This is a genomic window from Halomonas sp. Y3 (assembly GCF_024137965.1).
Classification (GTDB): Bacteria; Pseudomonadota; Gammaproteobacteria; order Pseudomonadales; family Halomonadaceae; genus Halomonas; species Halomonas mongoliensis.
Genome location: NZ_CP099975.1, coordinates 1,595,036 through 1,620,325 on the forward strand (window position 1 = coordinate 1,595,036; position 25,290 = coordinate 1,620,325).

Here is a 25,290-nt window from a genome sequence, read left to right on the forward strand (position 1 = left end):
AGCTCACGCCGCCTGATCCGTGGCTGTAGGCTGCATGAAGGATGGCACATCACCCGCAAACAGTTGCTCCAGTGCGGTATGCGCCGCCACCCCTTGCTTGACGGCGGTCGAGAGGAAGCTGCGCATCCGGCAGAAGATCTCCGCCCCCTCCCAGGAGCGGAAGCAGCCCGAGATTTTCTGCTGGACCTTGGTCATTCGCAGATCGCGTTCCCCCTGGTTGTTGGTGAAGGGAGCGGCAGGGTCGTCGAGGAAGCGCAACACGTCGTCCTCGTACGCCTGGAGGCGTTCCAGGAGGTTGCGCGACTTGGTGCGCTTGGCCCGGCCTCGCGTTCCAGGTGGCGGTTTCACCGGCGGGGGGCACTCGGCGTCCCCTTTCGCCAGGCAATCTCGATAGCGCTGCCGCCAGGCTCGGGTCTCATCGGCCGAGAGGCAGCCGTCGGCCACCTCCACGGCGCGATGCATCTCCAACAACAGGTCATGCAAGGCCTTGGCCCATGCCTGGCCATCGTTCTCCCAGGCCGCTGTCAGCTCCCGAAGGTGGTGCGCATTACAGAGCGCGTGCCGGCAATCCGGATAGCGGTAGTAGGGCTTCCAGTGATCATGCACCAGCACGCCACGCACGAAGGGCAATACGCCGATGGCGTCCATCGCTTCCTGGCCGCGCTTGGGGTGCGGGGCCAACCAGGTCAGGGCCTCGTTGGAGGCGCTGTGTAGCCAGTAGCGTTTGCCACCGACCTGCATTCCGGTTTCATCGGCATGGACGGTGGCTGCTTCACGTAGCGCCGGGATCACCCACTCGGCGAACGCCTCGGCCCGCTGGTAGGCCTCCTGGTTGAAGGCGAACAGGGTGCCGGTGCTCAGCGACAGGCCGCACTGCGAGGTGAGCAACTCGCGGATACGCGCATAGGGCAACAGCTGATACTGGGAGAGATAGACGACATGCGCCTTGAGGCGAGGGCCATACTGGATGGGGCGAGTCACGCCCTCGGGGAATGGCGCCACGTAGCGTTGCCCCTGATCATCTTCGAGGACCTCAGCCTGATATTCGGTGACCACGGCCTGGATTACGATGTCCTGCACTTGGCGCGTTTCGACGCCGACCGGGCGGTAAGAACGCCCCTTGGGGAGTTGCCGACGATCGACACGGAGCTTGACCACCTCGTCGGGGTCCGTCACCGGCGCCAACGTCTTACCCTCATGCCCTGGCTGTCCGCCGGGGCGCCGCTCGCCTTTGGCGCGCGAGCGGCGCTGGCGATTGGGATCCTGGGACGGTGGCTTGCTGCTGTTGCGGCTACTGGTGGCCAGGCGATCGGCCATGAGCTTGACCAGCAACATCAGCACATCGATGGCCGCACGCAGCGACGGAGAGACCGTCTGGTCTTCCTTGAGCTGCTGTCGGACCCGCTCCAGAGCCTCGTCGACGTTGATATCGCTGATGGTCATGTCACCGCATAGATATGCCGAAGGATTAGGCACACTATGCCAGAAAAATCAGGTGGTTGGCGACAGGCTATCCGCAACCACCTGAATAGTTACATTTTTCTTAGAGCAACTCGAGATTACATAGTTAAGCAATTAGATGAAATTGGTGACCTTCCAGAAAGTGGTTATTATCATGACCTAGAAAAATGTGAACAGCTAGAGCTTGAGATTTCGGCGATTGGAACTTCGAACTATAACAGTTTGGTTGAAAAGATATCCCAAGACCTTGATTTTGAAATACCTGTCGTCCAGCACTTGAATGGCGGTGTGACTGATTACTATAATCCATACAAGAATTCAGTGATTTCAGAAGGTGATCCTGATCAGGTTCCTGAGGATCAGATACACGTACCTTTTGTTCTTACCCAAAGCGGGTTAAAGCCGTTAACGTCTGTAGATATGTCTCGTAGGTATGTTGGGCTATACGATGAATATGTCGCGTGTGATCGTTTAGTTGTTGTCGGATATGGGTTTAATATAGACGACAGCCACATTAATGGCCTTTTCAGGAAGCTTATCGAGGAATCTGGAAAACCAATGGTCTGGGTCTGTTTAGATAAAGACGGTCCAGCAGAATCTCAGAAAAGAGCCTTGGTAAAGCGTTTACGTATAGCCCCTGAGCATCGTGAGCTAATAACGGTAATTCCTGTAGACGCAAACACTAGATCGATCGGTGATGAAGGATGGTTGAATCTCGTGGCACAGGACAGTGAGGAGATGTAACAATACATTGCACCGGACAAGCCGGTGAATGCGGCGTTATGCATACTCAATAAGGAGGTTGCATGGATTTCGATTTTGACAATTTGTCTTATCCTGAAACGGTTGTTATTGATGGTGTCGAGTACAAGGCACAGAGGGATACCTCCAAAGGGAAAATGAAAATCCCATATTCAGAAGAACCCGATGTGGGAATTGGAGATGTGATAGTTCAAAAGGCAGGAAAAAGAGAGATCCACCTCAAGGTAACTGATGTTCAGTTTCTAGAAGGCGGCAGCCTGAATGTTGGCACCAATCATCCCAATATGCTCACTCTGAATGTTCAAAACACAACAGCAGAGCCACACTTAACGAACAGAGTCTCCTCGACAATAAACATCGGCTCTGTTTCCGGCGAAATGGTGCAAATCGGCGATCAGAACGTTCAGGTCGCAAATGTCAGTATTAAGCAGCTTGTCGAGCATGTGGCTAAAAGTGACGACAGGGAAGCAAAATCAAAACTTAAAGCATTGCTCGAGAATGGCACTGTGGCTAGCTTGGTTGGCGCAGGGGCAACCGCACTCCTCGGACTACTCTAATGCATAATAATTCGCGTCACACGAATGCTCTTTACGCTGCTTCGCTCTGTAAAGGTCGCCGGTGCCTCCGCGTTATATATCAGGAAAATCTCAATGGCCGCTTTTGGCCGATAGCTGACATCCGATATGCTGCTAGTTTCTGAAGCAATCGCCCCGCCAGGGTCCTGGTGGGGCGACGTTACAAAATGAGACGGTTTACCCCAAGGCGTCGAATGACTCCGGCAAGATCTGCCCGCCATCCACGATCAGCGTCTGTCCGGTGATAAAGCGCGCCTCGGGGGAGGCCAGGAAGCAGGCGGCATGGCCAATGTCGCTGGGTTCACCCAGGGTGCGCGTCGGGATCGACTCGGCCATCTGGCGAAGGTAGTCGTCGCCCTGGGCCTGCAGGCCTTCGGTGAGGATATTGCCGGGCATCACCGCATTGATGGTGATGCCATCCCGTGCAACTTCCAGCGCCGCCGAGCGCATGAAGCCCAGCTGTCCGGCCTTGCTGGCACCGTAGTGCGCCCAGCCGGGGAAGCCGGTAACGGGCCCGGTAATGGAGGAGGTCAGCACGATCCGGCCATAGCGCTGCTGGCGCATGGTGGCCAGAGAGGCCTGCACCATGAAGAAGGCACCGCGCAGGTTGACGGCCATCATGCCTTCCCAGTCGCTCTCGCTCATGGTGTCGAGAGCGGCCTGGGGAAAGATGCCGGTATTCGAGCAGAGGATGTCCAGCCGGCCGTGCCGTGCAACGACGGCGTCGACCACTGCCTGGCAGCGGGTCTTCGAGGTGACATCCAGTGCTTCGAACTCGGCGCCCAGCGCTTCGGCTGTCTCACGCCCTGCCGCTTTATTGATATCGGCAATGACGACGTTTGCGCCTGCTGCGCCCAGTACCTCGGCAATGCCCTTGCCGATTCCCTTGGCACCCCCTGTGACAATGGCAACCTGCCCGTCGAGTGTGAACATTGTGCCTCCTTGGAAGCCTGCGAATGAATGGCTGAGAGTGGCCCGTGCGTCTCCATGGCAGCATACCATCGGTGGGCCGTTTCTTGGCGGGTTGCAGGGGGCGGCATCAACCTCAGTCGGGGGCGATGGGGCCCCAGTCCCGGAGCACGTCGGCGCCGATGTCAAAGGCGCACGCGGTCGATCTCGCGGCGGAAGTACATCTCCAAGCGCAGGTCCAGGGCCCAGCGGGGCTCGCGGTCGGCCTCCCGGGGAAAGTGCAGGGCCGGGGCCACGTCCAGGAAGAGGATGCCGCGGTGCAGGTCGCGCCGATAGCGGGTCTGCAGGTAGGTGTCCTCGATGGCGGGGCTGGAGGCGCTCTCGCCGAGCACCACCGCGCTGTAGCGAATCGCCCGGCGGCGATCGATGCGGCGGTTGAGCTCCACCGCCTGGCTGGCCTCCAGGGTATCGATCGGCTCGCGCCACTGGAGGTTGCTGATGAAGCGCAGGTGGCGGTTCTCGTCAATGGGACGGCCGACGTCCCAGCGGGTGCGCGTCGAGTAGCCGTCCTTGTTGAACCAGGAGAGGCGGTTGTCGCTCTCCAGCTGCCAGGGGCCGTCTCCCAGGGTCCAGAGGCGCTGGGTGATCACTCGGGCATAGGGGTCCAGCGGCAGGCGCACCCGGATGCCGGCGCCCACCTGGGTATTCCACTGCTCGGTCTTGTCGCGGCGGCTCAGGCGGTTCAGGCCGATGCGCAGGCTCTCCACGCCGCTGGGGCTGTCGTCCACCAGCTGGCGGTCCTGCTCGGCGAGGGTGCCCTGGGTCTCGTCGGCATCGCTCTCGATGACCAGGCGCAGGCGCTCTTCGGTGGTGGGCAGGTCGAGGCGAAAGCGGGCGCCGAGGTCCTGCTTGAAGGCCTGTCCTTCCTTCCAGCGCCAGCCCTGGCTGATGCGCAGGTAGGAGTCGTTCTCGATGCTCAGGGCGTCGGTGGTGCCGAAGAAGCCGTCGATTTGCCGGGAGGTGGTTTCCACCCAGCGCGAGACGCTGTCGTGAAACGGCTCGATCTGCTCGTCGGCCCAGGGGGGCAGGTCGCTGTCATTCTCGGGCTCGGTAGCCGGCGACGCTCCCGTATCGGCCTGGGCGGTTAGTGCCATACAGGCCGCCAGGGCCATGAGCAGCTTCTTCATCCGTGGCACTCCCCTCGGTTTCCTTGGGAACAGTGTAACCACGAATGAAGCGGGAGTCGCCAGGCGCCTGCTCAGGGGCAGAGTCGGCGGAGAACCTCGGCTCGGGTCCGCTCGTGACCGGAAGGCAGGGCCGCGGCGGGATCGACCAGCCAGGCGGCCAGATCGGCCTCGGTCAGCGCGCGCCCCGTGTAGCGGGTCAGCATATGGTACCCCTCGGGATAGAGCGCCAGGCGCAGGCCGGGCGTCTCGCCCTGCTCGGGCAGCCGTTCCAGCAGGGCGCAGATCGCCTCCGGGGGAATGACCTGGTCCTCCTCGCCGTAGAGGATCAGCGCCGGCTCGGGCAGTCGCCCGGCCGCCGCCAGGGCCAGGCTCATGGTCTCGGTCACGCCGTGAAGGGTATCGACCCGGGCTCGGCGCAGGATCAGCGGGTCTTCCGCCAGGCGCGCCATGATCTCCGGGTCGTCGGTGGGTTCGATGCCCAGGCGGCGCACGCTGCTCGCCGAGAAGCTCAGCGAGGGGGCGAGTCGCACGCCGAGCCAGAGGGCCGCGCGCTGATACCAGGGCATGGCATCGAAGCCCCAGACCGCGGGGGCGATCAGGACGCTGCCGGCCACCGGCAGGTCGGGGTACTCCGCCAGGGTCAGCAGCACCACGGCAGCCCCCATGCTCTTGCCCACCAGGTAGACGGGGGTGTCGGGGTAGCGCCCGGCGAGCAGCCTGGTCAGCAGCGCCGCGTCCTCCACCAGGCGGCCATGGCCAGGCCAGATCCGGCGCTGATCGGTAAGCCCGAAGCCGCGCTGATCGAAGGCGTAGGTGGTGATGCCCCGGGGCGCCAGGGCCTCGGCCATGACCTCGAAGCTGCCAGCGTGGTCGTTGAAGCCGTGCACGGCCACCACGACGGCGCGGGGCGCCTCGCCCGCGGCGGGCCAGTGGCGCAGCGGCAGGCGGTAGCCATCCTCGGCGACCACCCGGTCAGGCTCCAGCCGAGCGGTTTCGACGCCGGTCCCCGGCAGCTGACGGGCGGCCTGGGCGCAGCCACCCACCAGCCCCATCAGTAGTATCACCATGAGCCCGGCGGCGACCGGGCCTCTCCCTGCAAGCACCATGAGCGTCTCCGCTTCTGGATAGAGACTTCGACACCCAGATACTACGCTGAGTGGCGTGGCCGGGTCGCGATGGAGGCGACCCGGTGTGGGCCAGGGAGGGGTGAATGAGTCAGGTAACGCGACGGGCGCTGGGCTGGGGCGCCCTCTATCTGGGCATGGCGCTGCTGCCCATGGGCATCGCCCTGCTGCGGGCGCCGGTCGAGGGCCGCGGCCTCTGGGTGGAGTTCGGCGCCATGCTGGGCCTGCTGGCCCTGGGCGTGATGGCCCTGCAGGCGGTGGTCTCGGGGCGCCACCGCTGGTTTGCCGAGTCGCTGGGGTTCGACAACCTGCTGCAGTTCCATCGCCGCATGGGCAATGCCGCCCTGGTGCTGGTGCTGCTGCACTCCCTGGTGCTCCTGACCGCGCGGCCGGAGTGGCTCGGCTACCTCGACCCCCGGGAGGAGGCCGCCCGGGCCCTCACCCTGTGGGGACTGCTGGCCGGCACCCTGCTGCTGGTGGTCAGCTCGGTGTGGCGCGGCCGGCTGGGGCTCTCCTACGAGCGCTGGCGTCTGCTTCACGGCCTGCTCGCCTTCGGCGTGGTGGCCGGGGGGCTCGGCCATGCGCTGATGGTTGGGCACTACACCGCGGGGGTGCTGACCGGCCTGGCCCTGGTGGGGGTGATCGGCCTGGCCCTCGTGGCCCTGCTGGAGTCGCGGCTGCTGCGGCCCTGGCGGCTGCGCCGGCGCCCCTGGCGCGTGGTGGAGGTGGCGCCGGTGCGCGGCGACGCCACCACCCTGGCGCTCGAGCCGGTGGGCGAGCATCGCCTCGACTTCGTGCCGGGGCAGTTCATCTGGATCACCCTGGGGGAGACCCCCTTCCGGCTGCAGCAGCACCCCTTCTCCCTGGTGTCATCGGCGGAGCGCCCCCGGCTCGCCTTGACCGCCAAGCGGCTGGGCGACTTCACCGAGACCCTGCCCGAGGTGCCGGTGGGCACCCGCGCCTTTGTCGAGGGGCCCTACGGGGCCTTCCTGCCGGATGTGGACAATCCCTCCGGGGCCGTGCTGATCGCCGGCGGCATCGGCATTACGCCGATGATGAGCATGCTGCGCACCTTCGCCGATCGGAAGGAGCGGCTGCCGCTCTGGCTGGTCTACGCCAACCCCCGCTGGGAGGAGGCGACCTTTCGCGAGGAGCTGGAGGCCCTGGCCGGGCGGCTGTCCCTGACGGTGATCCACGTGGTCGACGATCCGCCGGCGGGATGGCAAGGGGAGAGCGGCAAGCTGGACCGCGACCTGCTGGCGCGGCGCCTGCCCTCCGACGATGGCCGGCGGGACTACTTCATCTGCGGCCCCGGCCCGCTGATGGACGCCGCCGAGGGGGCGCTCATCGAGCTCGGCGTGGCGTCCACCCGCATCTATTCGGACCGTTTCGACATGGTATAGGAGGCATCATGCTGCACCGCTATGCGCGCCACGCCGCCACCCTCTGCGCCGTGCTGCTGGTGGCCATCGCCCTGCTGGCGGCCCTGTGGCGGGGGTAACGCCCCGCTAACGCAGAAACCACCCCTTCATCACCGTGGTGATGCGACGCAGCTCCGCCTCCGTGGTGACGTAGGCGGGCATGGTGTAGAGCCAGCGGCCGATGGGGCGCAGCCAGACCCCCTGCTCCCGGGCCCAGTCGGCGACCCCGGCGAGGTCCGTGGCGTCGCGGGTCTCGATCACCGCGGTGGCGCCCAGGGCGCGCACGTCCGCCACCGCCGGGTGGGCCGCCAGGGCGTCGTCCTGGACCAGCTCCTGCTCCAGCACCCGGTTGAGCCCGGCGATCCGCTCCAGGTACCCCTCCTCCTCGAACACGGCGAGGCTCTCCAGGGCCACGGCGCAGGCCAGCGGGTTGCCCATGAAGGTGGGCCCGTGCATGAAGGCGTGCCCGGGCGAGTCCCCGATAAAGGCGTCGTGCACCCGGTCCGTGGCCAGCGTCGCCGCATGGCCCAGGTAGCCCCCGGTCAGCCCCTTGGAGAGCACCATGATGTCCGGTGTGACGTCGGCGTGGTCGGCGGCGAACATCCGGCCGGTGCGGCCGAAGCCGGTGGCCACCTCGTCGAATACCAGCAGCACGTCGAACTCGTCGCACAGTTCGCGCGCGCCCTGAAGGTAGCGGGGCGAGGTCATGTTGAGCCCGCCGGCGGCCTGCAGCAGCGGCTCCATCAGCAGGGCGGCGATCTCGTCGCGGTGGCGCTCCAGCACCGCGCGCAGGGCGGCCAGGTCCTGGGCCACCGCCTCGTCGTCGGCGTGAAAGGGGGCGGTGGGGGCCGGGGCGAAGTGGTGGCGGGGCAGGTACCCGGCGAAGAGCGAGTGCATCCCCTCCTCGGGGTCGCACACCGCCATGCAGCCGGCGGTGTCGCCGTGGTAGGCCTTCATCAGCGAGAGCATGCGGTGCTTCTCCGGCCGGCCCCGCAGCCGGTGGTACTGCACCGCCATCTTCATGGCGACTTCCATGCCCACCGAGCCGCTGTCGGAGAAGAAGACGTGGTCGAGGCCCGCAGGGGTGATGCGCACGAGCTCCCTGGCCAGGCGGTCGGCGGGCTCGTGGGTCAGGCCGCCCAGCATCACGTGGCAGAGTTCGTCCGCCTGCTGCTGGATGGCCCGCACCAGGCGCGGGTGGCGGTAGCCGTGGATCATGCACCACCAGGAGCAGGTGGCGTCGAGCAGGGTCTCGCCGCCCTCCAGGGTGAAGCGGGGCCCCTCGCCGCCGATCACCTTCGGTGCCGGGCGCTGGGTCTTGAGGTGGGCATAGGGGTGCCAGACAGGAGAGGGGGGCCAGACGGGAGAGCGGTCGCTCGGGGTCATCACGGGCTCCAGCAGGAAACGGGAAAAACGGACGGGCACGCGAAGACGCCGTTCATCTCGGCGAGACGACGGTCGCGGGCGCGTCGGGGCAGCGTCTTGAGGTGACGCAGGGGCTCAGGGTGACGCAGAGTCTTGCGATGGGGGATCTTGCGACGGGGGTCTTGCGATGGTGCGGATGGGGAGACTTGAACTCCCACGCCCGAAGGCACCAGAACCTAAATCTGGCGTGTCTACCAATTCCACCACATCCGCACGAGTAGGCAGGCGCGATCATTTTACGGACGGCGCCTCCCAAGTCAATGAACATCGGGAAGTTCCAGGCAGCCGGCGGCGGATTCGGCCATGGCCCGGGGCGTGCCGGCGGGCAGCCGGGGAATGACCCCGAGGCAGGGAGCGGGCAGGGCGCTCGCCAGGGTGGCCAGGTTGTCGCGGTAGAGGGCGCCGTCTTCGGCAAAGGCCGGCTCCACCAGGCTGCCGATCCAGCCGGCCAGGCGCAGCCCGTCGTGGGCGATCGCCTCGGCGGTCAGCCGCGCCTGGCTGATGCAGCCGAGCCGCAGCCCCACCACCAGGATCACCGGCAGCGCGTGGGCGGCGGCAAGGCCCGCGAGGTCCTCCCGGGCGCTGAGCGGCAACCGCCAGCCGCCGGCGCCCTCCACCAGGGTCAGGTCGCACTCCAGGGCCAGCAGGGGGCGCAGCCAGCCGCTGAGATCGGCCAGGCGCACCTCGACCCCGGCGCGCCGGGCGGCCAGGTGGGGGGCGATGGCAGGGGCGAAGGCGTAGGGGTTGATCGTTGCGTAGTCCACGGCCTGGCCCCCGGCAGCGCCCGCCTGGGGCCGGCTCTGGGCCTGCAGGGCCAGGGCATCGGCGTTGCGCAGGCCCCCGGGGGTGGCGTCGCTGCCGGAGGCGACGGGCTTCAGGCCCAGGGTGGTGAGCCCGGCGCGGCGGGCCAGGGCCAGCAGGCCGCAGGCGGCGAGGGTCTTGCCGGCGTCGGTATCGGTGCCGGTCACGAAGTAGGCGGGCATCTCAGCGGATCAGCTCCAGGGTCAGCAGTTGGTAGGTGACGGGCAGCCCTCGGGGCTCGCGCAGCGCCTCATACCGGCGCCGGGCCCGGGCCACCTCGGCGCGGCTCAGGCGCGCGCCGGGGCGGGCGGTCTGGGCGCCCACGCCCTTGATGGAGGCCATCACCGCGGCCAGGTCGGGGTAGTGGAAACGCCTGGCTCGGGCGTCGACGGTGACCTCGCGAAAGCCGGCCAGGCGCGCCGCGGCCAGGTGCCGCTCGCGGCTTTGAAAGGGGAGCAGGGCGTCGGGGCGCGACCAGGCGTGGCCCACCTCGGCCAGGGTGCCGGGCCCCAGGGTGTTGATCAGGGCGCGGCCACCCGGGCGCAGCACCCGGGCCAACTCGGTCAGCGTGTCCGCCAGATCGGGGCACCACTGAATCGCCAGGTTGGAGAAGACGAGGTCCAGGCCGGCGTCGGGCAGCGGCAGGGCGGCGGCGTCGGCGCAGAGCCAGCGCACCGCATCGCCATGCAGGCGGTGCGCTTCGCTCAGCATGCCGGGGGCCAGGTCCAGGCCCAGCACCCGGGCGTCGCGGCCATAGCGCTCGGCCAGCCGGACGCTCCAGTGGCCGGGGCCGCAGCCCAGGTCGAGCACGGCGTCGGCCCGGGGCGGCAGGCGCGTCCAGAGGGTGTCGCCCATGCGCTGCTGGGCGGTCGCCAGGCGCACATAGTCGCCGGCGGCCCGGGAGAAGGCGTGGGCCACCCGGCGTCGCCAGGCGTTGCGCTCATCTGCTTCGGGGGCGCGGTGGTGCTCCAGCAGGGCGCTCATACGGGGCTCTCCTGCCGGGTGGGGTCGGCTTCCGGCGCCCGGCCCGCCCCGGCCGCGCAGCGCCGGGCGAGCGTCGTCAGGGCCGCGGCCAGGTCGCCCGGTCGCGACAGCATCGGGCAGTGGCCGGCGTGCTCAAGAACCCGGTCGGCGTCGGTGACGGCGGCCTGTGCCAGCAGGGGGTCGCGCTCGCCGGCCAGGCGGTACACCGGGCAGGGCGGTGCGGCCAGCGCCGCCGTGGCGTCAAGCTCGGCCAGCCAGCCGAGGCCGGCCGCCAGGGTGGCGCGGTCCGGGGCGGGCCCGTCGCCCAGCAGCGCCTGCAGCCTGCGGTGGGCCTCCCGGGGGGCGGGTTCGCCGTCGAGCTGCCAGCGCCGGAAGTGGGCCAGGGCGGCAGCCGGCGCCCGGGCGAAGGCGCGGCGAAAGTCGGCCAGCGCCTCGCGGCTGATCCCCTCGGGGTGGCAGAAGCGCGGCCCGGCGCCGAGCAGCAGCAGGCCGCGCGGCGCGGTGGGCGCTTTCTCGAGCAGGCTGGCGGCCAGCAGGCCCCCGAGGGACCAGCCGACCCAGACCGCATCGGCCGGCAGCGCGGGGGCCATGGCCTCGGCCAGGGCCTCCAGGCAGGCGGGCTTCGCCAGCGCCGGGCGGGTGCCGTAGCCGGGCCAGTCCGGGGCGCTGACCTCGATACCATCGGGCCAGCGGTCGGTCAGCGGCTGCCAGATACGCGCGTCGCAGCCCCAGCCGGAGAGCAGCACCAGGCGGGTCACGGGGTCGCCTCCGCCGCGGCACTGGCCTCGGCGGCCTGGCACTCGGCCAGCCCCGCCAGCAGCCTTTCCAGGTCGTCATCGGCGTGAGCCGCAGAGAGGGTGATACGCAGCCGCGCCTGGCCCCGGGGCACGGTGGGCTCGCGAATGGCGCCCACGTCGATGCCGCGGGCGTCGAGCCGTGCCGCCCAGGCCATCACCCGGGGGCTCTCGCCCAGCACCAGGGGCTGGATGGGCGTGTGGCTCTCCGTCAGCGGCAGCCCCAGGCCCGCGGCCTCGGTGCGGAAGCGCGCGATCAGGCGGGCCAGGCGCGCGCGCCGCTCCGGCTCCGCGGCGAGAATGTCGAGCGCCGCGAGGGTGGCTGCGGCGACGCCGGGCGGCTGGGCGGTGGTGTAGACATAGGGGCGGGCGAACTGGATGAGGTGGTCGACCAGCTCATGGTTTCCGGCCACGAAGGCGCCGGCGGTGCCGAGCGCCTTGCCCAGGGTGCCCACCAGGACGGGCACCTCCTCCACGCCGTGGGCGCGGCCCACGCAGCCGTCTCCGCGCTCGCCGAGCACCCCGAGGCCGTGGGCGTCGTCGATCATCAGCCAGGCGTCGTGGCGGCGCGCCGCCGCGGCGAGGCCGGGAATATCGGCCACGTCGCCATCCATGCTGAAGACGCCGTCGCTGACCACCAGCTTCGGCGCTGCGGCGGGGGCGCGGGCCAGCAGCCGCTCGAGGTCGCCCAGGTCGCCATGGTGAAAGCGCCGGGAGGGGGCGCCCGAGAGCGTGGCGCCGTCGAGCAGGGAGGCGTGGTTCAAGCGGTCCTGGAAGAGCCGGGCGTCGGTTTCGCAGAGCGCCTGCAGGGTGCCCAGGTTGGCCATGTAGCCGGTGGAGAAGAGCAGGGCCCTGGGGCGGCCGGTGAGCTCGGCCAGCCGGCCCTCGAGGGCCTCGTGCACGTCGCGATGCCCGCAGACCAGGTGCGAGGCGCGGCCCCCGGCGCCGAAGCGGCGGGCGCCGCGGGCCATGGCCTCGGCCAGGCGAGGGTCGCCGGCAAGTCCCAGGTAGTCGTTGCCGGCGAAGTCTAGGCGCGGGGCTCGAGAGCCCAGGGTGCGGCGCTGTCGCCACAGGCCCTGCGCGCGGCGCTCGGCGGCGCGGGCCGCCAGGCGCTGGGTCCAGGAGGCGGTCGCCATGGCTCAGGCGCCGGCGTCGTAGGCGAGTTCGCCAGCCCTGGCGGCGGCCTGGCGGGCGAGATCTGCCTCGACGTTCGCCTGCACCCTTGTCGTCACCCTGGCCTGCATCTGGGCGTCGTCGGCGCAGGTCTCCCGGCGCTCCGGGTGCAGGCCCAGCCTTGCGAACAGCGCCCGGTCACGCTCCGCCTGGGGGTTGGCGGTGGTCAGCAGCCGCTCGCCGTAGAAGATGGAGTTGGCGCCGGCCAGGAAGGCCAGCGCCTGGGTGGCATCGTCCATCTGCTCGCGGCCGGCGGAGAGGCGCACGTGGCTCTTCGGCATCAGGATGCGCGCCACGGCGATGGCGCGGATGAAGTCGATGGGGTCCAGGTCCTCCACGTTCTCGAGGGGCGTGCCCGGCACCTTGACCAGCATATTGATGGGCACCGACTCCGGGTGCGGCTCGAGCCTCACCAGCTGCTGGAGCAGGGCGGCGCGGTCCCGGGGCGCCTCGCCCATGCCCAGGATCCCCCCGGAGCACACCTTCATGCCGGCGTCGCGCACATGGCCCAGGGTTTCCAGGCGGTCCGCGTAGCTGCGGGTGGTGATGATCTCGCCGTAATACTCGGGGGAGGTGTCGAGGTTGTGGTTGTAGTAGTCGAGTCCCGCCTCGGCCAGGCGCCCGGCCTGGTCGCCGTCCACCATCCCCAGGGTCATGCAGGTCTCGAGCCCCTGCGCCTTGACCCGGCGCACCATCTCCAGCACCAGCTCGAGGTCCCGCTCGCGGGGGCGCTTCCAGGCCGCCCCCATGCAGAAGCGGCTGGCGCCGGCGGCCTTCGCCGCCGCGGCCTGCTCCACCACCTTCTCGATCTCCAGCAGCTTCTCCCTGGGGAGGCCGGTGTTGTAGTGGCCCGACTGGGGGCAGTACTTGCAGTCCTCCGGGCAGGCGCCGGTCTTGATGGAGAGCAGGGTGGAGACCTGCACGGCGTTAGGGTCGAAGTGGGCCCGGTGCACCCGCTGGGCCCGGAACAGCAGGTCGTTGAAGGGCAGGGCGAAGAGCGCCTCGATCTCCTCGAGGGTCCAGTCGTGGCGAACCGGCGCCTCGGCGTCTAGGGTCTGGGTATCGGCGGGGTGAGCCGTTGGGGGCGTCGCTTGGGTCATCGGGGGAGGGCTCGCTTATGGTCAACCTGGGGTCGTTGGAGAAGTTGACGGAAAGCCTACCGCAGTGGCGCTCTCTGTCAACCCGTGTGATTTCCGTGGTTGACGGCGCCCTGCGTCGGGCGCTCCCCGGCCGCTGTGCCTTCTGCCTGGAGGCGGCAGCGCCTGCTGCACCCTGGTGCTCGTCCTGCTTCTCGGCGCTGCCCTGGAACCTTGCGGCCTGCCCGCACTGCGCCGAGCCCCTGCCCGAGGCGCTGGCGGGGGAGCCCTGCGGCCACTGCCTGGTGGCGCCGCCGGCCTTCGGGCGCAGCCGGGTGCCGCTGCGCTACGAGGCGGAGGTGGCGGGCCTGATGCGCCGCTTCAAGTTCCACGCTTCGCCCCGGGCGGGGGCGGTGCTGCTGGCGCTGCTGGAGGCGGGGCTTCCGGCCGAGGCCCGGGGCTGGCCCGAGGCCATCGTGGCGGTGCCGCTGCACCCGCAGCGGGCCCGGGAGCGCGGCTTCGACCAGGCCGGCTGGCTGGCAAGGCGCCTGGCGCGGCGGCTGGGAGTGCCTCTGGTGCGAGCCGAGCGGCACCGGGATACCCCGAGCCAGCGCGGGCTCGACCGCGACGAGCGGCAGCGCAACGTGCGCGGGGTCTTCCGGGTGGGCGTGCCGCTGCCGGCCCGGGTGGCGCTGCTCGATGACGTCATGACCACCGGGGCGACCCTGAACGCCCTGGCGCTGGCCTGCCGCCGGGCGGGGGCTCGGGGGGTAGAGGCCTGGGCGGTGGCGCGCACGCCGCTGCTGCCCTGAAGGGGGCTGGGCCTGTTAGCATGGAGGCCCTTGAACACCGAGAGGCGCCGCGCTGCCATGGACCCCCAACTGCATCCCTATGCCACCCTCTCGCCGGCCAAGGTGGTGGCGGCGGTAGAGTCGCTGGGCTTCTGGCTGCCAGGCGAGCCCTTCGCCCTCAACAGCTACGAGAACCGCGTCTATCTGGTGCACGACGACGACCGGCGCCGCTGGGTGGTGAAGTTCTACCGTCCCGAACGCTGGAGCGATGCGGCCATCCAGGAGGAGCACGACTTCCTGGACGAGCTGGCCGCGGACGGGGTGGCGGTCTCCGCCCCCTGGCGCGACGCCGAGGGCGTGAGCCTGCACCGTGCCGAGGGCTTTCGCTTCGCGCTCTTTCCCCACCTGCCGGGGCAGGCGCCGGAGCTGGAGAATCCGGCGCACCTCTTCGCCCTGGGCGAGCTGATCGGCGCTACCCATGCGGTCGGGGAGCGAGGGCGTTTTCGCCACCGTCCGGTCATGGACCTCGACGCCATGGTCCTCGAGGCCCGGGATCGGGTACTGGCCAGCGACTGGCTCGACGGACGCCGCCGCGTCGCCTACGAGCGCCTGGTCGCGGCCCTGCACGAGCGCCTGGCGGACCACGCCTGGCCCGCCGAGCGGGCGATTCGGGTGCAGGGAGACTGCCATATCGGCAACATGCTGGGGCGCGACGAGCACTTTGCCCTGGTGGATTTCGACGACTGCCTGATGGCGCCGGCGGTGCAGGACCTCTGGATGCTGATCACCGCCCAGCACGACGAGGAGCGCCATATGCAGCTCTCCGAGGTGGTCGAGGGGTATGAGCAGCATCGCGACTTCGACCGCCGGGAGCTGGCGCTGATGGAGCCCCTGCGCACCCTGCGGCTGCTGCGGCACAGCGCCTGGCTGGTGGCGCGCTGGGACGACCCCGCCTTTCCGCCGGCCTTCCCGTGGCTCGCCGAGGCGGGCTACTGGGATGGCCAGCTGCGCCTGCTGGAGCAGCAGCGCCTGGTGCTGGAGCGGGAGTCCCGCTGGCTCGCCTGACGGGTGACCCCGCAAACGCGAAACGCACCCTCGAGAGGGTGCGTTTCGCGTTGGGACCTTGGCGTCGGGCCTACTGCTGGTCCGGGTTCGGGCGCTCGGCGGGGATCGGGTTGGCGACGCCGGCACCGTTGGCCTGGCGGCGCTGGATATTGATCTGCTCGGAGGGGTTCTCCTGCTCCTCGATGCTCAGGCCGCTGGCCAGGCGCAGCTCGAAGGTCTGCTCCGGGGTCAGCTCGCAGCGGCCGTCCTGGCAGGCAGGGATGCCGAAGCTGCCGTCGGCGCCATAGCCGGCGGCAGACATCTCGCCGCTGTAGATCTCGCTGTCGCCGCCGTCGGTGGCGATGCAGGTGACCGAGCTGGTGGTGATGCGCACCCGGTCGCCTTCCAGGCGGGCGTCGCCCACCATGACGCAGTGGTCGGGGAGCTGGTGCGTGCCCTGGCCGTTGGCCGCCGGGCGCAGCAGGATATCGTCGCGGCGCGGCGTCTCCTGGTCCAGCACCAGGGTGTCGATCACCTGCACCTCGAGGTTGGCATCGGCGGGAAGTTCCAGGGTGGCGGCCAGCACCAGAGAAGGCGCCAGCAGGGTGGCCAGCAGCAGAGTCACGGGGGTCTTTAACATGTCGGGCTCTCGAAAAGGGTCGTGCACAGCATGAGAGCCATGATTCTAGCACAGCGCGGAAGGTGGCTCCCATGCGCGCTTGGTCCCGGGTGCGGCAGGATGTCACGCACGGCGCCTGCCTGGCGGAGCCGGGTAGGCTAGAATACGGGATTCACGATGAATTGACTTGTACAATATTTTTTTCGTGTATATCTTCTGTACATGAGTGTGGGATATACACGACGAGACGATGAACAGGACGGGCCCGACGATGACCGAAGAAATCGCCAACCACTACCGGCAGATCCTCCAGGCGCTGGGGGAGGACCCCGAGCGCGAGGGCCTGCGCGATACGCCCAAGCGGGCGGCCAAGGCGATGCAGTTTCTCAACCGCGGCTATCTGCAGTCGCTGGAGGAGATCGTCAACGGCGCTGTCTTCGAGTCCGAGACCGACGAGATGGTACTGGTCAAGGATATCGAGCTCTACTCCATGTGCGAGCACCACCTGCTGCCCTTTATCGGCAAGTGCCATATCGCCTACCTGCCCAGCGGCAAGGTGCTGGGACTCTCCAAGTTTGCGCGCATCGTGGACATGTACGCCCGGCGCATGCAGATCCAGGAGAACCTGACCCGTCAGATCGCCGAAGCGGTGCTGCAGGTCACCAATGCCCGCGGCGTGGCGGTGGTGGTAGAGGCCAAGCACCTCTGCATGATGATGCGCGGCGTGGAGAAGCAGAACTCCAGCATGACCTCCTCGGTGATGCTGGGCGCCTTCCGCGACAATATCTCGACCCGCCAGGAGTTCCTGACCCTGGTCAACGGACGCTGAGGCTCAACCGCCAAGGAGAACGGCCATGCCGATGCATGCCATCGACGACCAGCACTTCGACCACGACCTGGCCACCATTCGGATCAAGAACCTCCGGCTGCGTACCTATATCGGCATCAAGGAGGAGGAGATCCAGAACCGCCAAGACGTGGTGATCAACGCGGTGATTCGCTACCGGGCCGACAAGGCGGTGGCCTTCAACCATATCGAGCAGGCGCTCAACTACCGCACCATCACCAAGGAGGTGATCGCCCACGTGGAGGAGAACCGCTTCCTGCTGCTGGAGCGCATGACCCGGGAAGTGCTCGACCTGATCATGTCTCACGAGCAGGTGCTTACCGCCCAGGTGGAGATCGACAAGCCCCACGCCCTGCGCTTCGCCGATTCGGTATCCATCACGCTCTCCGCCACCCGGGAGCCCCGTCGCGGCTAGCGCCCCGTCCGTTTGCCGAAAGCCCTCCTGAAGGCCCTGTCGCTTTGAGCGCCGGGGCCTTTGCCCTTAGGATGGGACCTCCCCGAGGCGGTCGATCGAACAGGAGTGACCTTGAACACCGACAGCGATTCCCCGCGCCCCGCCCGCAGGCGCTACTCCCCCCTGGCCATGAGCGCCATCGTCACGGCGCTGCTGGCCCTGCTGCTGCAGGGCGGTTTCGTGCCGCTGAACCTGGCCGCCGCCGTGCTGGCGCTGCTGGGCCTGCGCCAGATCCGCCGCGAGCCGGAGCGCTATATCGGCCGCGCCTTCTGCTGGCTGGCCATCGCCCTGGTGCTGGTGCTGGCGGTCCTGACCGCTCTGGTCGAGCCGACGCCATCGGCGCCGCCCGCCGAGTTCATGGTCCCGGAGCAGAACGCCACCGAGCGTTGAGCGAGCTCGTCATCAAGCCTTTCACGGGCGTGGCGCCGGAGAGCCCGGCTCCCTTATCCTAGATGGCAAATCCGGCCGCCATGCCCCGTCCACTACAACACTGCCCCGTGCCCAGGAGATCTCCATGGAAGCCCTCAAGGAAACGCAGCTCTACTGCCCCTTTGCCTATATCGACGGCAGCTGGGTCGCCGCCGACAGCGGTGAACAGATCCAGGTGGTCAATCCGGCCACCGGCCAGCCCATGGGGGATGTGCCGCGCCTGGGGCGTGCCGAGACCGAGCGCGCCATCGACGCCGCCCATGCCGCCCTGCCGGCCTGGAAGGGGCTGACCGCCCAGGAGCGTGCCGACATCCTGATGAAGTGGCACGACCTGATGCTCGAGCACCAGGACGACCTGGCCATGATCATGACCTTCGAGCAGGGCAAGCCGCTCAAGGAGGCCGCCGGCGAGATCGCCTATGCGGCGAGCTTCCTGCGCTGGTTCGCCGAGGAGGCGCGGCGCGTCTACGGCGAGACCATTCCCGCCGCCAAGGCCAACCAGCGCATCCTGGTCACCAAGCAGCCGGTGGGCGTGGTGGGCGCCATCACGCCCTGGAACTTCCCCTCGGCGATGATCACCCGCAAGGCGGGGGCGGCGCTGGCCGCTGGCTGCACCATCGTCATCAAGCCGGCCAGCCAGACCCCCTTCTCGGCCACCGCTCTGGCCCTTCTGGCCGAGCGCGCCGGCGTTCCCCGCGGCGTCTTCAACGTGGTACCGGGGCGCGCCGGCGAGATCGCCGCGGCCATGACCGAGTCGCCCCTGGTGCGCAAGATCACCTTCACCGGCTCCACCGAGGTGGGCCGCGAGCTGATGGCCAAGGCGGCTCGGCATGTCCAGAAGATCTCCCTGGAGCTGGGCGGCAATGCGCCCTTCATCGTCTTCGAGGATGCCGACCTGGATGCCGCCGTGGAGGGGGCCATGGCCGCCAAGTTCCGCAACGCCGGCCAGACCTGCGTCTGCACCAACCGCTTCCTGGTGCAGTCCAGCGTGGTCAACGCCTTCTGCGAGAAGCTGGCCGTGGCCATGCACAGCGAGCTCAGGGTGGGGGACGGCACCGAGGCGGGGATCAATATCGGCCCGCTGATCGATGACAAGGCGGTGGCCAAGGTGAGCGAGCACATCCAGGACGCCGTGGACAAGGGCGCCGAGCTGCTGATGGGCGGCCATCCCCACCCCCTGGGGGGCAACTTCTTCACCCCGACCCTGATCAGCTTCGCCAACGAGCGCATGAAGGTGGCCAAGGAGGAGACCTTCGGGCCCCTGGCCGCGGTCTTCCCCTTCGACGACGAGGAGACCGCCGTGGAGATGGCCAACGACACCGAGTATGGCCTCGCCGCCTACTTCTACTCCCGGGACCTGGGCCGCGTCTGGCGCGTCGCCGACGCCCTGGAGTACGGCATGGTGGGCATCAATACCGGGCTGATCTCCAACGCCGCCGCCCCCTTCGGCGGGGTCAAGGCCTCGGGCCTCGGCCGCGAGGGCGGCCACCAGGGGCTGGAGGAGTTCCTGGAGACCAAGTACCTCTGCATGGATCTTGGGTAACAAACGGGCTGCGCTCGGTCATACGGCGTTGAAAACTGGCTCAGAATGCTCACTTACGGACGTAAGCTCGAAGGCGAGCCCCGTCCGTTCTTCGCCAGTTTTCGCCTTGTCTGACCTTCGCTCGCACCGTTTCGCGAGGTAGACAAGCATAAAGCGAAAACCCCATCGGTCATGACCGATGGGGTTTTCTTATCTGAGCTGCTTGAGAAAACGGCTGGGCGATGGCCAGGCTAGGCGAAAGTCGGCGAAAGAGCGGAGTTTGCTGTTGCAAATGAGCATCTTGATCGGACTCGCGCACGAGCCGACTTTCAACGACGCATGGTCGAGATCCAGCGTTTTCCCCACCTTAATGGCGGAAGTGGCGCATGCCGGTGAAGACCATGGCGATACCCGCCTCGTTGGCGGCGTCGATCACCTCCTGGTCGCGCATGGAGCCGCCGGGCTGGATCACCGCGGCGATGCCGGCGGCGGCGGCGGCGTCGATGCCGTCCCGGAAGGGGAAGAAGGCATCACTGGCCATCACCGAGCCGGGCACCGAGAGCCCCTCGTCGGCGGCCTTGATGCCGGCGATCTTCGCCGAGTAGACGCGGCTCATCTGGCCGGCGCCCACGCCGATGGTCTGGCCGTCCTTGGCGTAGACGATGGCGTTGGACTTGACGTACTTGGCCACCTTCCAGGCGAAGGCCAGGTCGCGCAGCTCCTGCTCGGTGGGCACCCGCTCGGTGACCACGGTGAGCTCGTCGCGGCTGACCATGCCGAGGTCGCGATCCTGGACCAGCAGGCCGCCGGTGACGCGCTTGACGTCATGGGCGTGCTCGCGCTGGCCGGGCCAGCTGGCCCCCACGTCGAGCAGGCGCACGTTCTGCTTCGCGGCGACGATCTCGACGGCCTCGGGGGCGACCCCGGGGGCGATGATCACCTCCACGAACTGGCGGTCGATGATGGCCCGGGCGGTGTCGGCGTCCAGCGGCACGTTGAAGGCGATGATGCCGCCGAAGGCGCTGGTGGGGTCGGTGGCGAAGGCCTTGTCGTAGGCCTCGAGCGCCGTGGCGCCCACCGCCACGCCGCAGGGGTTGGCGTGCTTGACGATCACGCAGGCGGTCTCGGTGAAGGCCTTGACGCACTCGAAGGCGGCGTCGGTATCGGCCACGTTGTTGAAGGAGAGCGCCTTGCCCTGCAGCTGGGTGGCGGTGGCCACGCTCGGCTCGCGGGCATCGGCCTCGACGTAGAAGGCCGCATTCTGGTGCGGGTTCTCGCCGTAGCGCATCGCCTGCTTCTTGACGAACTGCAGGTTGTAGGTGCGCGGGAAGCCCGCCTCGCCGCCGGGGGCGAGCTGGCCCAGGTAGTCGGCGATGGCGGCGTCGTAGCCGGCGGTGTGCTCGAAGGCCTTCACGGCCAGGTCGAAACGGGTGGCGTCACTCACGGCGCCGTCCTGGGAGGCGATCTCGGCCAGTACCCGGGCGTAGTCGCCGGCGTCCACCACGATGGTGGTGTGGGCGTGGTTCTTGGCGCAGGCGCGCACCATGGTGGGACCGCCGATATCGATGTTCTCGATGGCGTCTTCCAGGGTGCAGTCCGGCTTCGCCACGGTCTGGGCGAAGGGGTAGAGGTTGACCACCACCATGTCGATGGGAGCGATGTCGTGCTCGGCCATCACGCCGTCGTCCTGGCCGCGGCGGCCGAGGATGCCGCCGTGGATCTTCGGATGCAGGGTCTTGACGCGGCCGTCCATGATCTCCGGGAAGCCGGTGTGCTCGGAGACCTCGGTGACGGCGATGCCGCTCTCCTGAAGCAGGCGGAAGGTGCCGCCGGTGGAGAGCAGCTCGACGCCGCGCTCGCTGAGTCCACGGGCGAAATCCACGATGCCGGTCTTGTCGGAAACGCTGATCAGGGCCCGGCGAACCGGGGTGGGAGAGGCTTGGGCCATGGGGGTCACTCTCTGCTGACGGGTGGGACGGAAGAAGCCGGGTCGGCATGGGCAGGACATGCCGAAGGGAGCCCTGGGGCTCCCTTCTCGAATCGGATCAGATCAGGTCGTACTGCTTGAGTTTCTTGCGCAGGGTGCCGCGGTTCAGGCCGAGCATCTCGGCGGCGCGGGTCTGGTTGCCCTGGGTGTGGTCGAGCACGGCGGCCAGCAGCGGCGCCTCCACCTCGGCCATCACCATGGCGTAGAGGCCGGTCACCTCGCCACCGTCCAGGTGGGCGAAGTAACGGCGCATGGCGAGGTCCACGGCCTCGCGCAGGGGGCGCTGGCCGGCGGATTCGTCGAGGGCCGGTTGGTGCTCACCGTCCAGCCCGGCGAGCTCCTGGCGATGGCCGGCGAGCTCGGGGTTGGGGGGAAAGGCTTGGCTGGTCATGCGGCACGTGTTCCTTTCGACGCCACGCCCGTGCCTCGCGGCTCGCTGGCCGCGCCACGGAGGTGGCGAAAGTATTCGTCAATGAAGCGATGCTGGGCATCAACGCATTCGAGGCCGTTGAAGGTGCCCTTGAGCCGGCGCTGCGCCTCGGGGGCCAGGCGGCGGTCGGCGGCCAGATACCAGCCGACATGCTTGCGCGCGATGCGCACCCCCATGTAGTGGCCGTAAAAATCATGCAGCGCCGTCAGATGGCCCTGCAGCACGGCCGTGCGCTCCTCGTCGTCCGAGGGTGCCAGGCGCTCCCCGTGGCGCAGGTAGTGATCGATCTCGCGAAAGATCCAGGGGTTGCCCTGGGCGCCGCGGCCCACCATGACGGCATCCGCACCAGTATAGTCCAGGACGGCGGCGGCCTTCTCGGCCGAGTCGATATCGCCGTTGGCAAAGACGGGAATGCCCACCGCCGCCTTGATCTCGGCGATGGTGTCGTACTCGGCCTGGCCGGTGTAGCGCTGCTGGCGATGGCGTCCGTGCACGGCGAGTGCCTGGATGCCGGCGGCCTCGGCCAGGCGGGCCACGCGCACGCCGTTGTTGCTCTCGGCGCACCAGCCGGTGCGGATCTTGAGCGTCACCGGCACCTCCACCGCGGCGACCACCGCCTCGAGGATCTCGGCCACCAGGGCCTCGTCGCGCAGTAGCGCCGAGCCGGCCGCCTTGTTGCACACCTTCTTGGCGGGGCAGCCCATGTTGATGTCGATGATCTCGGCGCCCATCTCGGCGTTGCGGCGTGCCGCCTCGGCGAGCATCTCGGCGTCGCCGCCGGCGATCTGCACGGCACGGGGGCCGGGCTCGCCCCGGTGGTCCATGCGCAGCCGCGACTTGCGGGTATGCCAGAGGCTGGGGTCCGAGGTCACCATCTCGCCCACCACCAGCCCGGCGCCCAGCCGCCGGCAGAGCTGCCGGAAGGGGCGATCGGTCACGCCGGCCATGGGCGCCAGGATCACCCGGCTGGTGAGGGCGTGGGTACCGATGCGGGGAAGGGATGAGGTGGTATCGGACATGGGCAGCAGGCTAGGAGCAAGGGGGGCATATCATACGCCCCCAGCCGGATGGGGTGAAGTGCTGGAGGGTCGCGTCTAGCGCGGACGCCGCCCCGTCAGCCGCACCCATCCTTCGCTGACCACCGGCTCCTCCATGATGAGCCCCTGGGCGCGATAGGCGTCGAGCACCTCCTCGGCCTGGTTGGCGAGGATGCCGGAGAGCGCCAGGCGACCGCCAGGGGCGACATGGCCGGCGATCATCGGCGCCAGCTCCACCAGGGGGCCGGCGAGGATATTGGCCACCACGATGGGGAAGGACTCGTCGTCGTCGAGCTGCTCGGGGTAGCAGAGGCGGAGGCGGGCCTCCTCGATGGCGTTGCGCTCGGCGTTGTCGCGGCTCGCGGTGAGCGCCTGGGGGTCGATATCGGTGCCGATGGCGCTGGCCGCGCCGAGCCTGAGCGCGGCGATGGCCAGTATCCCGGAGCCGGTGCCCACGTCGAGCACCCGCTGGCCGTCGAGGGCCTCGGTCACCGCCAGGCCGTCGAGCCAGGCCAGGCAGAGAGCGGTGGTGGGGTGGGTGCCGGTGCCGAAGGCGAGCCCCGGGTCCAGGTGCAGGTTGACCGCACCGGGCTCCGGCGGCTCGTGCCAGCTAGGCACGATCCACAGCCGCTGGCCCATCTGCATGGGCTTGAAGTCCTCCATCCACTCTCGCTCCCAATCGCGGTCGGCGAGCAGCTCCGTCTCGATCTCGGGGCAGGGCTCTTCCGGCACCACGCTGGCCCAGGCCTGGCGAACCCGCTCAAGCATGGCATCGACCCCCTCCAGGTCGTCGTAGAGGCCGGTGAGTACCGTCTCGTTCCAGAGTGGCGTGCTGCCGCGCTCGGGCTCGAACACCGGGTCGTCGTGGGCATCCTGCAGGGTGATGGCGGTGGCACCCTCGGCGAGCAGCAGCTCCTCGAGAGTCTCGGCCTGTTCCGGGGCGATATGGGCCTTGAGTTGCAGCCAGGGCATGGCGGTGTTCCGTGATGTGGGAGGGAGGGGGCAACGCAAGCGGGGCAGCCGAAGCCGCCCCGCGGAAGTCACCGGGGCGCGTCACAGCCCCAGCTTCTTCTCCAGGTAGTGGATATTGACACCACCCTGCTGGAAGTAGCCGTCGCGCACCAGGTCCTTGTGCAGGTCGGTATTGGTCTTGATGCCTTCCACCAGCAGCTCGTCCAGGGCGACTCGCATGCGGGTCAGCGCGACCTCGCGATCGGCGCCCCAGGTGATCAGCTTGCCGATCAGCGAATCGTAGTGGGGCGGCACCGTATAGCCGGTATAGACATGGGAATCCATGCGCACGCCCAGGCCGCCCGGCGGGTGGTAGAGGGTGACCTTGCCGGGGGAGGGCAGGAAGGTGCGGGCGTCCTCGGCGTTGATCCGGCACTCGAAGGCGTGACCGGAGAGCACCACGTCCTCCTGGCGCAGGGAGAGCGGCAGGCCGGAGGCGATGCGCAGCTGCTCCTTGACGATGTCCACGCCGGTGACCATCTCGGTGACCGGATGCTCCACCTGCACGCGGGTGTTCATCTCGATGAAGAAGAACTGGCCGTCCTCGTAGAGGAACTCGAAGGTGCCGGCGCCGCGGTAGCCGATGGTGAGGCAGGCCTGGCGACACGCCTCGAGCACCTCGGCGCGGGCGGTCTCGTCGATGCCCGGGGCCGGGGCCTCCTCGATCACCTTCTGATGGCGGCGCTGCAGGGAGCAGTCGCGGTCATAGAGGTGGATGGCGTTGCCCTGGCCGTCGGCCAGCACCTGAACCTCGACGTGGCGGGGGTTCTCGAGGAACTTCTCCATATAGACGGTGCCGTCGCCGAAGGCCGAGTGGGCCTCGGTGCGGGTGACGTTGACCGCGGAGAGCAGGTGCGCCTCGGTGTGTACCACACGCATGCCGCGCCCGCCGCCGCCGGCGGCGGCCTTGATGATCACCGGGTAGCCGATGCGCTTGGCGATGGCGACGATCTCGCCCTCGTCATCCTCGGGCAGCGGGCCGTCGGAGCCGGGTACCGTGGGCACGCCGGCCTTCTTCATCGACTCGATAGCGCTGACCTTGTCGCCCATCAGGCGAATGGTCTCGGCTCGCGGGCCGATAAAGGCGAAGCCCGAGCGCTCGACCTGCTCGGCGAAGTTGGCGTTCTCGGAGAGAAAGCCGTAGCCGGGGTGGATGGCGCTGGAATCGGTGACTTCCGCGGCGCTGATCAGCGCCGGGATATTCAGGTAGGACTGGGCCGAGGGAGCCGGGCCGATGCAGACGGCCTCGTCGGCCAGGCGCACGTGCATCAGCTCGCGGTCGGCCTTGGAGTGAACCGCCACCGTCTTGATGCCCAGCTCCTTGCAGGCGCGCAGGATGCGCAGGGCGATCTCGCCGCGGTTGGCGATAAGTACCTTGTCCAGCATGATGAATCCGCCAGTGTCAGGTGAATGAAGAGACGCGGGGC

At 68.5% G+C, this 25,290-nt stretch carries 25 protein-coding genes and 1 tRNA gene; 9 read left to right on the top strand and 17 right to left on the bottom strand.

The genetic code is table 11. The features are described 5' to 3' along the window. Nucleotides 1-3 precede the first annotated feature (3 nt). The gene (locus NHL60_RS07625; RefSeq protein ID WP_218314611.1) at nt 4-1,443 is read right to left on the bottom strand and encodes an IS66 family transposase; all 1,440 of its coding nucleotides are present in this window, start codon (nt 1,441-1,443) and stop codon (nt 4-6) included. 36 nt (nt 1,444-1,479) lie between these two features. Here NHL60_RS07625 and NHL60_RS07630 point away from each other — a divergent pair, with 36 nt between their 5' ends. Beyond that, complete coding sequence (locus NHL60_RS07630; protein WP_253450996.1) at nt 1,480-2,205, top strand: hypothetical protein; 726 nt, start codon at nt 1,480-1,482, stop codon at nt 2,203-2,205. Nucleotides 2,206-2,267: 62 nt separating this feature from the next. Beyond that, on the top strand, nt 2,268-2,780 hold the full coding sequence (locus tag NHL60_RS07635; RefSeq protein WP_253450998.1) for a hypothetical protein: 513 nt from the start codon (nt 2,268-2,270) through the stop codon (nt 2,778-2,780). A 195-nt stretch (nt 2,781-2,975) separates the two neighbouring features. Here the strand turns inward: NHL60_RS07635 and fabG are convergent, their stop codons facing one another. From fabG to NHL60_RS07650, 3 genes are all read right to left on the bottom strand, one after another. Further along, a complete protein-coding gene (gene fabG / locus NHL60_RS07640) occupies nt 2,976-3,731 on the bottom strand; it encodes a 3-oxoacyl-ACP reductase FabG (RefSeq protein WP_253451001.1) in 756 nt (251 codons plus the stop codon). A gap of 161 nt (nt 3,732-3,892) precedes the next feature. Then, nucleotides 3,893-4,894 carry a hypothetical protein gene (locus tag NHL60_RS07645; RefSeq protein WP_253451004.1) on the bottom strand — a complete coding sequence of 334 codons (1,002 nt, stop codon included), beginning with the start codon at nt 4,892-4,894 and terminating at the stop codon, nt 3,893-3,895. Nucleotides 4,895-4,965: 71 nt separating this feature from the next. Beyond that, complete coding sequence (locus NHL60_RS07650; protein WP_253451007.1) at nt 4,966-6,000, bottom strand: alpha/beta hydrolase; 1,035 nt, start codon at nt 5,998-6,000, stop codon at nt 4,966-4,968. Nucleotides 6,001-6,104: 104 nt separating this feature from the next. On the opposite strand from NHL60_RS07650, the gene NHL60_RS07655 reads away from it, so the two are divergent. After that, nucleotides 6,105-7,421: a ferric reductase-like transmembrane domain-containing protein gene (locus tag NHL60_RS07655; RefSeq protein WP_253451010.1), complete on the top strand. Its 1,317-nt coding sequence runs from the start codon at nt 6,105-6,107 to the stop codon at nt 7,419-7,421. A 105-nt stretch (nt 7,422-7,526) separates the two neighbouring features. Here NHL60_RS07655 and bioA read toward each other — a convergent pair whose 3' ends face one another. The 7 genes from bioA to bioB form a co-directional block, all read right to left on the bottom strand. Next, nucleotides 7,527-8,825 carry an adenosylmethionine--8-amino-7-oxononanoate transaminase gene (gene bioA / locus NHL60_RS07660; RefSeq protein WP_253451013.1) on the bottom strand — a complete coding sequence of 433 codons (1,299 nt, stop codon included), beginning with the start codon at nt 8,823-8,825 and terminating at the stop codon, nt 7,527-7,529. A 167-nt stretch (nt 8,826-8,992) separates the two neighbouring features. After that, nucleotides 8,993-9,077: transfer RNA gene (locus tag NHL60_RS07665), tRNA-Leu, on the bottom strand. 44 nt (nt 9,078-9,121) lie between these two features. Further along, nucleotides 9,122-9,847 carry a dethiobiotin synthase gene (bioD, locus tag NHL60_RS07670; RefSeq protein WP_253451015.1) on the bottom strand — a complete coding sequence of 242 codons (726 nt, stop codon included), beginning with the start codon at nt 9,845-9,847 and terminating at the stop codon, nt 9,122-9,124. Between the two features lies 1 nt (nt 9,848). Next, nucleotides 9,849-10,649 carry a methyltransferase domain-containing protein gene (locus NHL60_RS07675; protein WP_253451017.1) on the bottom strand — a complete coding sequence of 267 codons (801 nt, stop codon included), beginning with the start codon at nt 10,647-10,649 and terminating at the stop codon, nt 9,849-9,851. Next, entirely contained in the window at nt 10,646-11,407 is a 762-nt protein-coding gene (locus tag NHL60_RS07680; protein ID WP_253451020.1) for an alpha/beta fold hydrolase, read from the bottom strand. Before NHL60_RS07680 ends, NHL60_RS07675 begins: the two co-directional genes overlap by 4 nt. After that, the gene (gene bioF / locus NHL60_RS07685) at nt 11,404-12,579 is read right to left on the bottom strand and encodes an 8-amino-7-oxononanoate synthase (RefSeq protein WP_253451023.1); all 1,176 of its coding nucleotides are present in this window, start codon (nt 12,577-12,579) and stop codon (nt 11,404-11,406) included. Before bioF ends, NHL60_RS07680 begins: the two co-directional genes overlap by 4 nt. 3 nt (nt 12,580-12,582) lie before the next feature. After that, nucleotides 12,583-13,716: a biotin synthase BioB gene (bioB, locus tag NHL60_RS07690; RefSeq protein WP_253451026.1), complete on the bottom strand. Its 1,134-nt coding sequence runs from the start codon at nt 13,714-13,716 to the stop codon at nt 12,583-12,585. 95 nt (nt 13,717-13,811) lie between these two features. Here bioB and NHL60_RS07695 point away from each other — a divergent pair, with 95 nt between their 5' ends. Further along, nucleotides 13,812-14,504, top strand: coding sequence for a ComF family protein (locus NHL60_RS07695; protein WP_253451028.1), 693 nt, complete (start codon nt 13,812-13,814; stop codon nt 14,502-14,504). A gap of 57 nt (nt 14,505-14,561) precedes the next feature. Continuing rightward, complete coding sequence (locus tag NHL60_RS07700; protein WP_253451031.1) at nt 14,562-15,548, top strand: serine/threonine protein kinase; 987 nt, start codon at nt 14,562-14,564, stop codon at nt 15,546-15,548. Nucleotides 15,549-15,618: 70 nt separating this feature from the next. On the opposite strand, the gene NHL60_RS07705 is transcribed toward NHL60_RS07700, so the two are convergent. Further along, nucleotides 15,619-16,167: a hypothetical protein gene (locus NHL60_RS07705; RefSeq protein ID WP_253451034.1), complete on the bottom strand. Its 549-nt coding sequence runs from the start codon at nt 16,165-16,167 to the stop codon at nt 15,619-15,621. Between the two features lie 250 nt (nt 16,168-16,417). Between NHL60_RS07705 and folE the strand changes: the two genes are divergently transcribed. The 4 genes from folE to NHL60_RS07725 all read left to right on the top strand — a co-directional run bounded on the left by folE (nt 16,418) and on the right by NHL60_RS07725 (nt 19,419). Continuing rightward, the gene (gene folE, locus NHL60_RS07710; protein ID WP_253451037.1) at nt 16,418-16,975 is read left to right on the top strand and encodes a GTP cyclohydrolase I FolE; all 558 of its coding nucleotides are present in this window, start codon (nt 16,418-16,420) and stop codon (nt 16,973-16,975) included. Nucleotides 16,976-17,000: 25 nt separating this feature from the next. Further along, on the top strand, nt 17,001-17,408 hold the full coding sequence (gene folX, locus NHL60_RS07715) for a dihydroneopterin triphosphate 2'-epimerase (RefSeq protein ID WP_253451040.1): 408 nt from the start codon (nt 17,001-17,003) through the stop codon (nt 17,406-17,408). Nucleotides 17,409-17,519: 111 nt separating this feature from the next. After that, complete coding sequence (locus NHL60_RS07720; protein ID WP_110069703.1) at nt 17,520-17,837, top strand: hypothetical protein; 318 nt, start codon at nt 17,520-17,522, stop codon at nt 17,835-17,837. A 124-nt stretch (nt 17,838-17,961) separates the two neighbouring features. Continuing rightward, complete coding sequence (locus NHL60_RS07725) at nt 17,962-19,419, top strand: NAD-dependent succinate-semialdehyde dehydrogenase (protein ID WP_110069704.1); 1,458 nt, start codon at nt 17,962-17,964, stop codon at nt 19,417-19,419. 346 nt (nt 19,420-19,765) lie between these two features. Here the strand turns inward: NHL60_RS07725 and purH are convergent, their stop codons facing one another. The 5 genes from purH to accC form a co-directional block, all read right to left on the bottom strand. Continuing rightward, on the bottom strand, nt 19,766-21,346 hold the full coding sequence (purH, locus tag NHL60_RS07730) for a bifunctional phosphoribosylaminoimidazolecarboxamide formyltransferase/IMP cyclohydrolase (RefSeq protein WP_253451043.1): 1,581 nt from the start codon (nt 21,344-21,346) through the stop codon (nt 19,766-19,768). A gap of 97 nt (nt 21,347-21,443) precedes the next feature. Beyond that, nucleotides 21,444-21,776, bottom strand: coding sequence for a DNA-binding transcriptional regulator Fis (gene fis / locus NHL60_RS07735; RefSeq protein WP_253451046.1), 333 nt, complete (start codon nt 21,774-21,776; stop codon nt 21,444-21,446). Then, the gene (gene dusB / locus NHL60_RS07740) at nt 21,773-22,834 is read right to left on the bottom strand and encodes a tRNA dihydrouridine synthase DusB (protein ID WP_253451049.1); all 1,062 of its coding nucleotides are present in this window, start codon (nt 22,832-22,834) and stop codon (nt 21,773-21,775) included. The genes fis and dusB overlap by 4 nt, the downstream gene beginning before the upstream one ends. A gap of 75 nt (nt 22,835-22,909) precedes the next feature. Then, nucleotides 22,910-23,824 (bottom strand): 50S ribosomal protein L11 methyltransferase, encoded by a 915-nt coding sequence (prmA, locus tag NHL60_RS07745; RefSeq protein ID WP_253451052.1) that lies wholly within the window; start codon nt 23,822-23,824, stop codon nt 22,910-22,912. A gap of 81 nt (nt 23,825-23,905) precedes the next feature. Beyond that, nucleotides 23,906-25,249, bottom strand: a complete 1,344-nt coding sequence (accC, locus tag NHL60_RS07750; protein WP_253451055.1) for an acetyl-CoA carboxylase biotin carboxylase subunit — start codon at nt 25,247-25,249, stop codon at nt 23,906-23,908. Nucleotides 25,250-25,290 lie beyond the last annotated feature (41 nt).

Bases quoted from the DNA above. Each gene is read 5' to 3' on its own strand.
- folX (WP_253451040.1), top strand. From the start codon at position 17,001: ATGCCGATGCATGCCATCGACGACCAGCACTTCGACCACGACCTGGCC.
- NHL60_RS07725 (WP_110069704.1), top strand. From the start codon at position 17,962: ATGGAAGCCCTCAAGGAAACGCAGCTCTACTGCCCCTTTGCCTATATC.
- purH (WP_253451043.1), bottom strand. From the start codon at position 21,346: ATGGCCCAAGCCTCTCCCACCCCGGTTCGCCGGGCCCTGATCAGCGTT.
- accC (WP_253451055.1), bottom strand. From the start codon at position 25,249: ATGCTGGACAAGGTACTTATCGCCAACCGCGGCGAGATCGCCCTGCGC.
- NHL60_RS07630 (WP_253450996.1), top strand. From the start codon at position 1,480: ATGCCAGAAAAATCAGGTGGTTGGCGACAGGCTATCCGCAACCACCTG.
- fis (WP_253451046.1), bottom strand. From the start codon at position 21,776: ATGACCAGCCAAGCCTTTCCCCCCAACCCCGAGCTCGCCGGCCATCGC.
- bioF (WP_253451023.1), bottom strand. From the start codon at position 12,579: ATGGCGACCGCCTCCTGGACCCAGCGCCTGGCGGCCCGCGCCGCCGAG.
- NHL60_RS07675 (WP_253451017.1), bottom strand. From the start codon at position 10,649: ATGAGCGCCCTGCTGGAGCACCACCGCGCCCCCGAAGCAGATGAGCGC.
- bioB (WP_253451026.1), bottom strand. From the start codon at position 13,716: ATGACCCAAGCGACGCCCCCAACGGCTCACCCCGCCGATACCCAGACC.
- prmA (WP_253451052.1), bottom strand. From the start codon at position 23,824: ATGCCCTGGCTGCAACTCAAGGCCCATATCGCCCCGGAACAGGCCGAG.
- folE (WP_253451037.1), top strand. From the start codon at position 16,418: ATGACCGAAGAAATCGCCAACCACTACCGGCAGATCCTCCAGGCGCTG.
- NHL60_RS07705 (WP_253451034.1), bottom strand. From the start codon at position 16,167: ATGTTAAAGACCCCCGTGACTCTGCTGCTGGCCACCCTGCTGGCGCCT.
- NHL60_RS07625 (WP_218314611.1), bottom strand. From the start codon at position 1,443: ATGACCATCAGCGATATCAACGTCGACGAGGCTCTGGAGCGGGTCCGA.
- bioD (WP_253451015.1), bottom strand. From the start codon at position 9,847: ATGCCCGCCTACTTCGTGACCGGCACCGATACCGACGCCGGCAAGACC.
- NHL60_RS07700 (WP_253451031.1), top strand. From the start codon at position 14,562: ATGGACCCCCAACTGCATCCCTATGCCACCCTCTCGCCGGCCAAGGTG.
- bioA (WP_253451013.1), bottom strand. From the start codon at position 8,825: ATGACCCCGAGCGACCGCTCTCCCGTCTGGCCCCCCTCTCCTGTCTGG.
- NHL60_RS07635 (WP_253450998.1), top strand. From the start codon at position 2,268: ATGGATTTCGATTTTGACAATTTGTCTTATCCTGAAACGGTTGTTATT.
- dusB (WP_253451049.1), bottom strand. From the start codon at position 22,834: ATGTCCGATACCACCTCATCCCTTCCCCGCATCGGTACCCACGCCCTC.
- NHL60_RS07650 (WP_253451007.1), bottom strand. From the start codon at position 6,000: ATGGTGCTTGCAGGGAGAGGCCCGGTCGCCGCCGGGCTCATGGTGATA.
- NHL60_RS07655 (WP_253451010.1), top strand. From the start codon at position 6,105: ATGAGTCAGGTAACGCGACGGGCGCTGGGCTGGGGCGCCCTCTATCTG.
- fabG (WP_253451001.1), bottom strand. From the start codon at position 3,731: ATGTTCACACTCGACGGGCAGGTTGCCATTGTCACAGGGGGTGCCAAG.
- NHL60_RS07645 (WP_253451004.1), bottom strand. From the start codon at position 4,894: ATGAAGAAGCTGCTCATGGCCCTGGCGGCCTGTATGGCACTAACCGCC.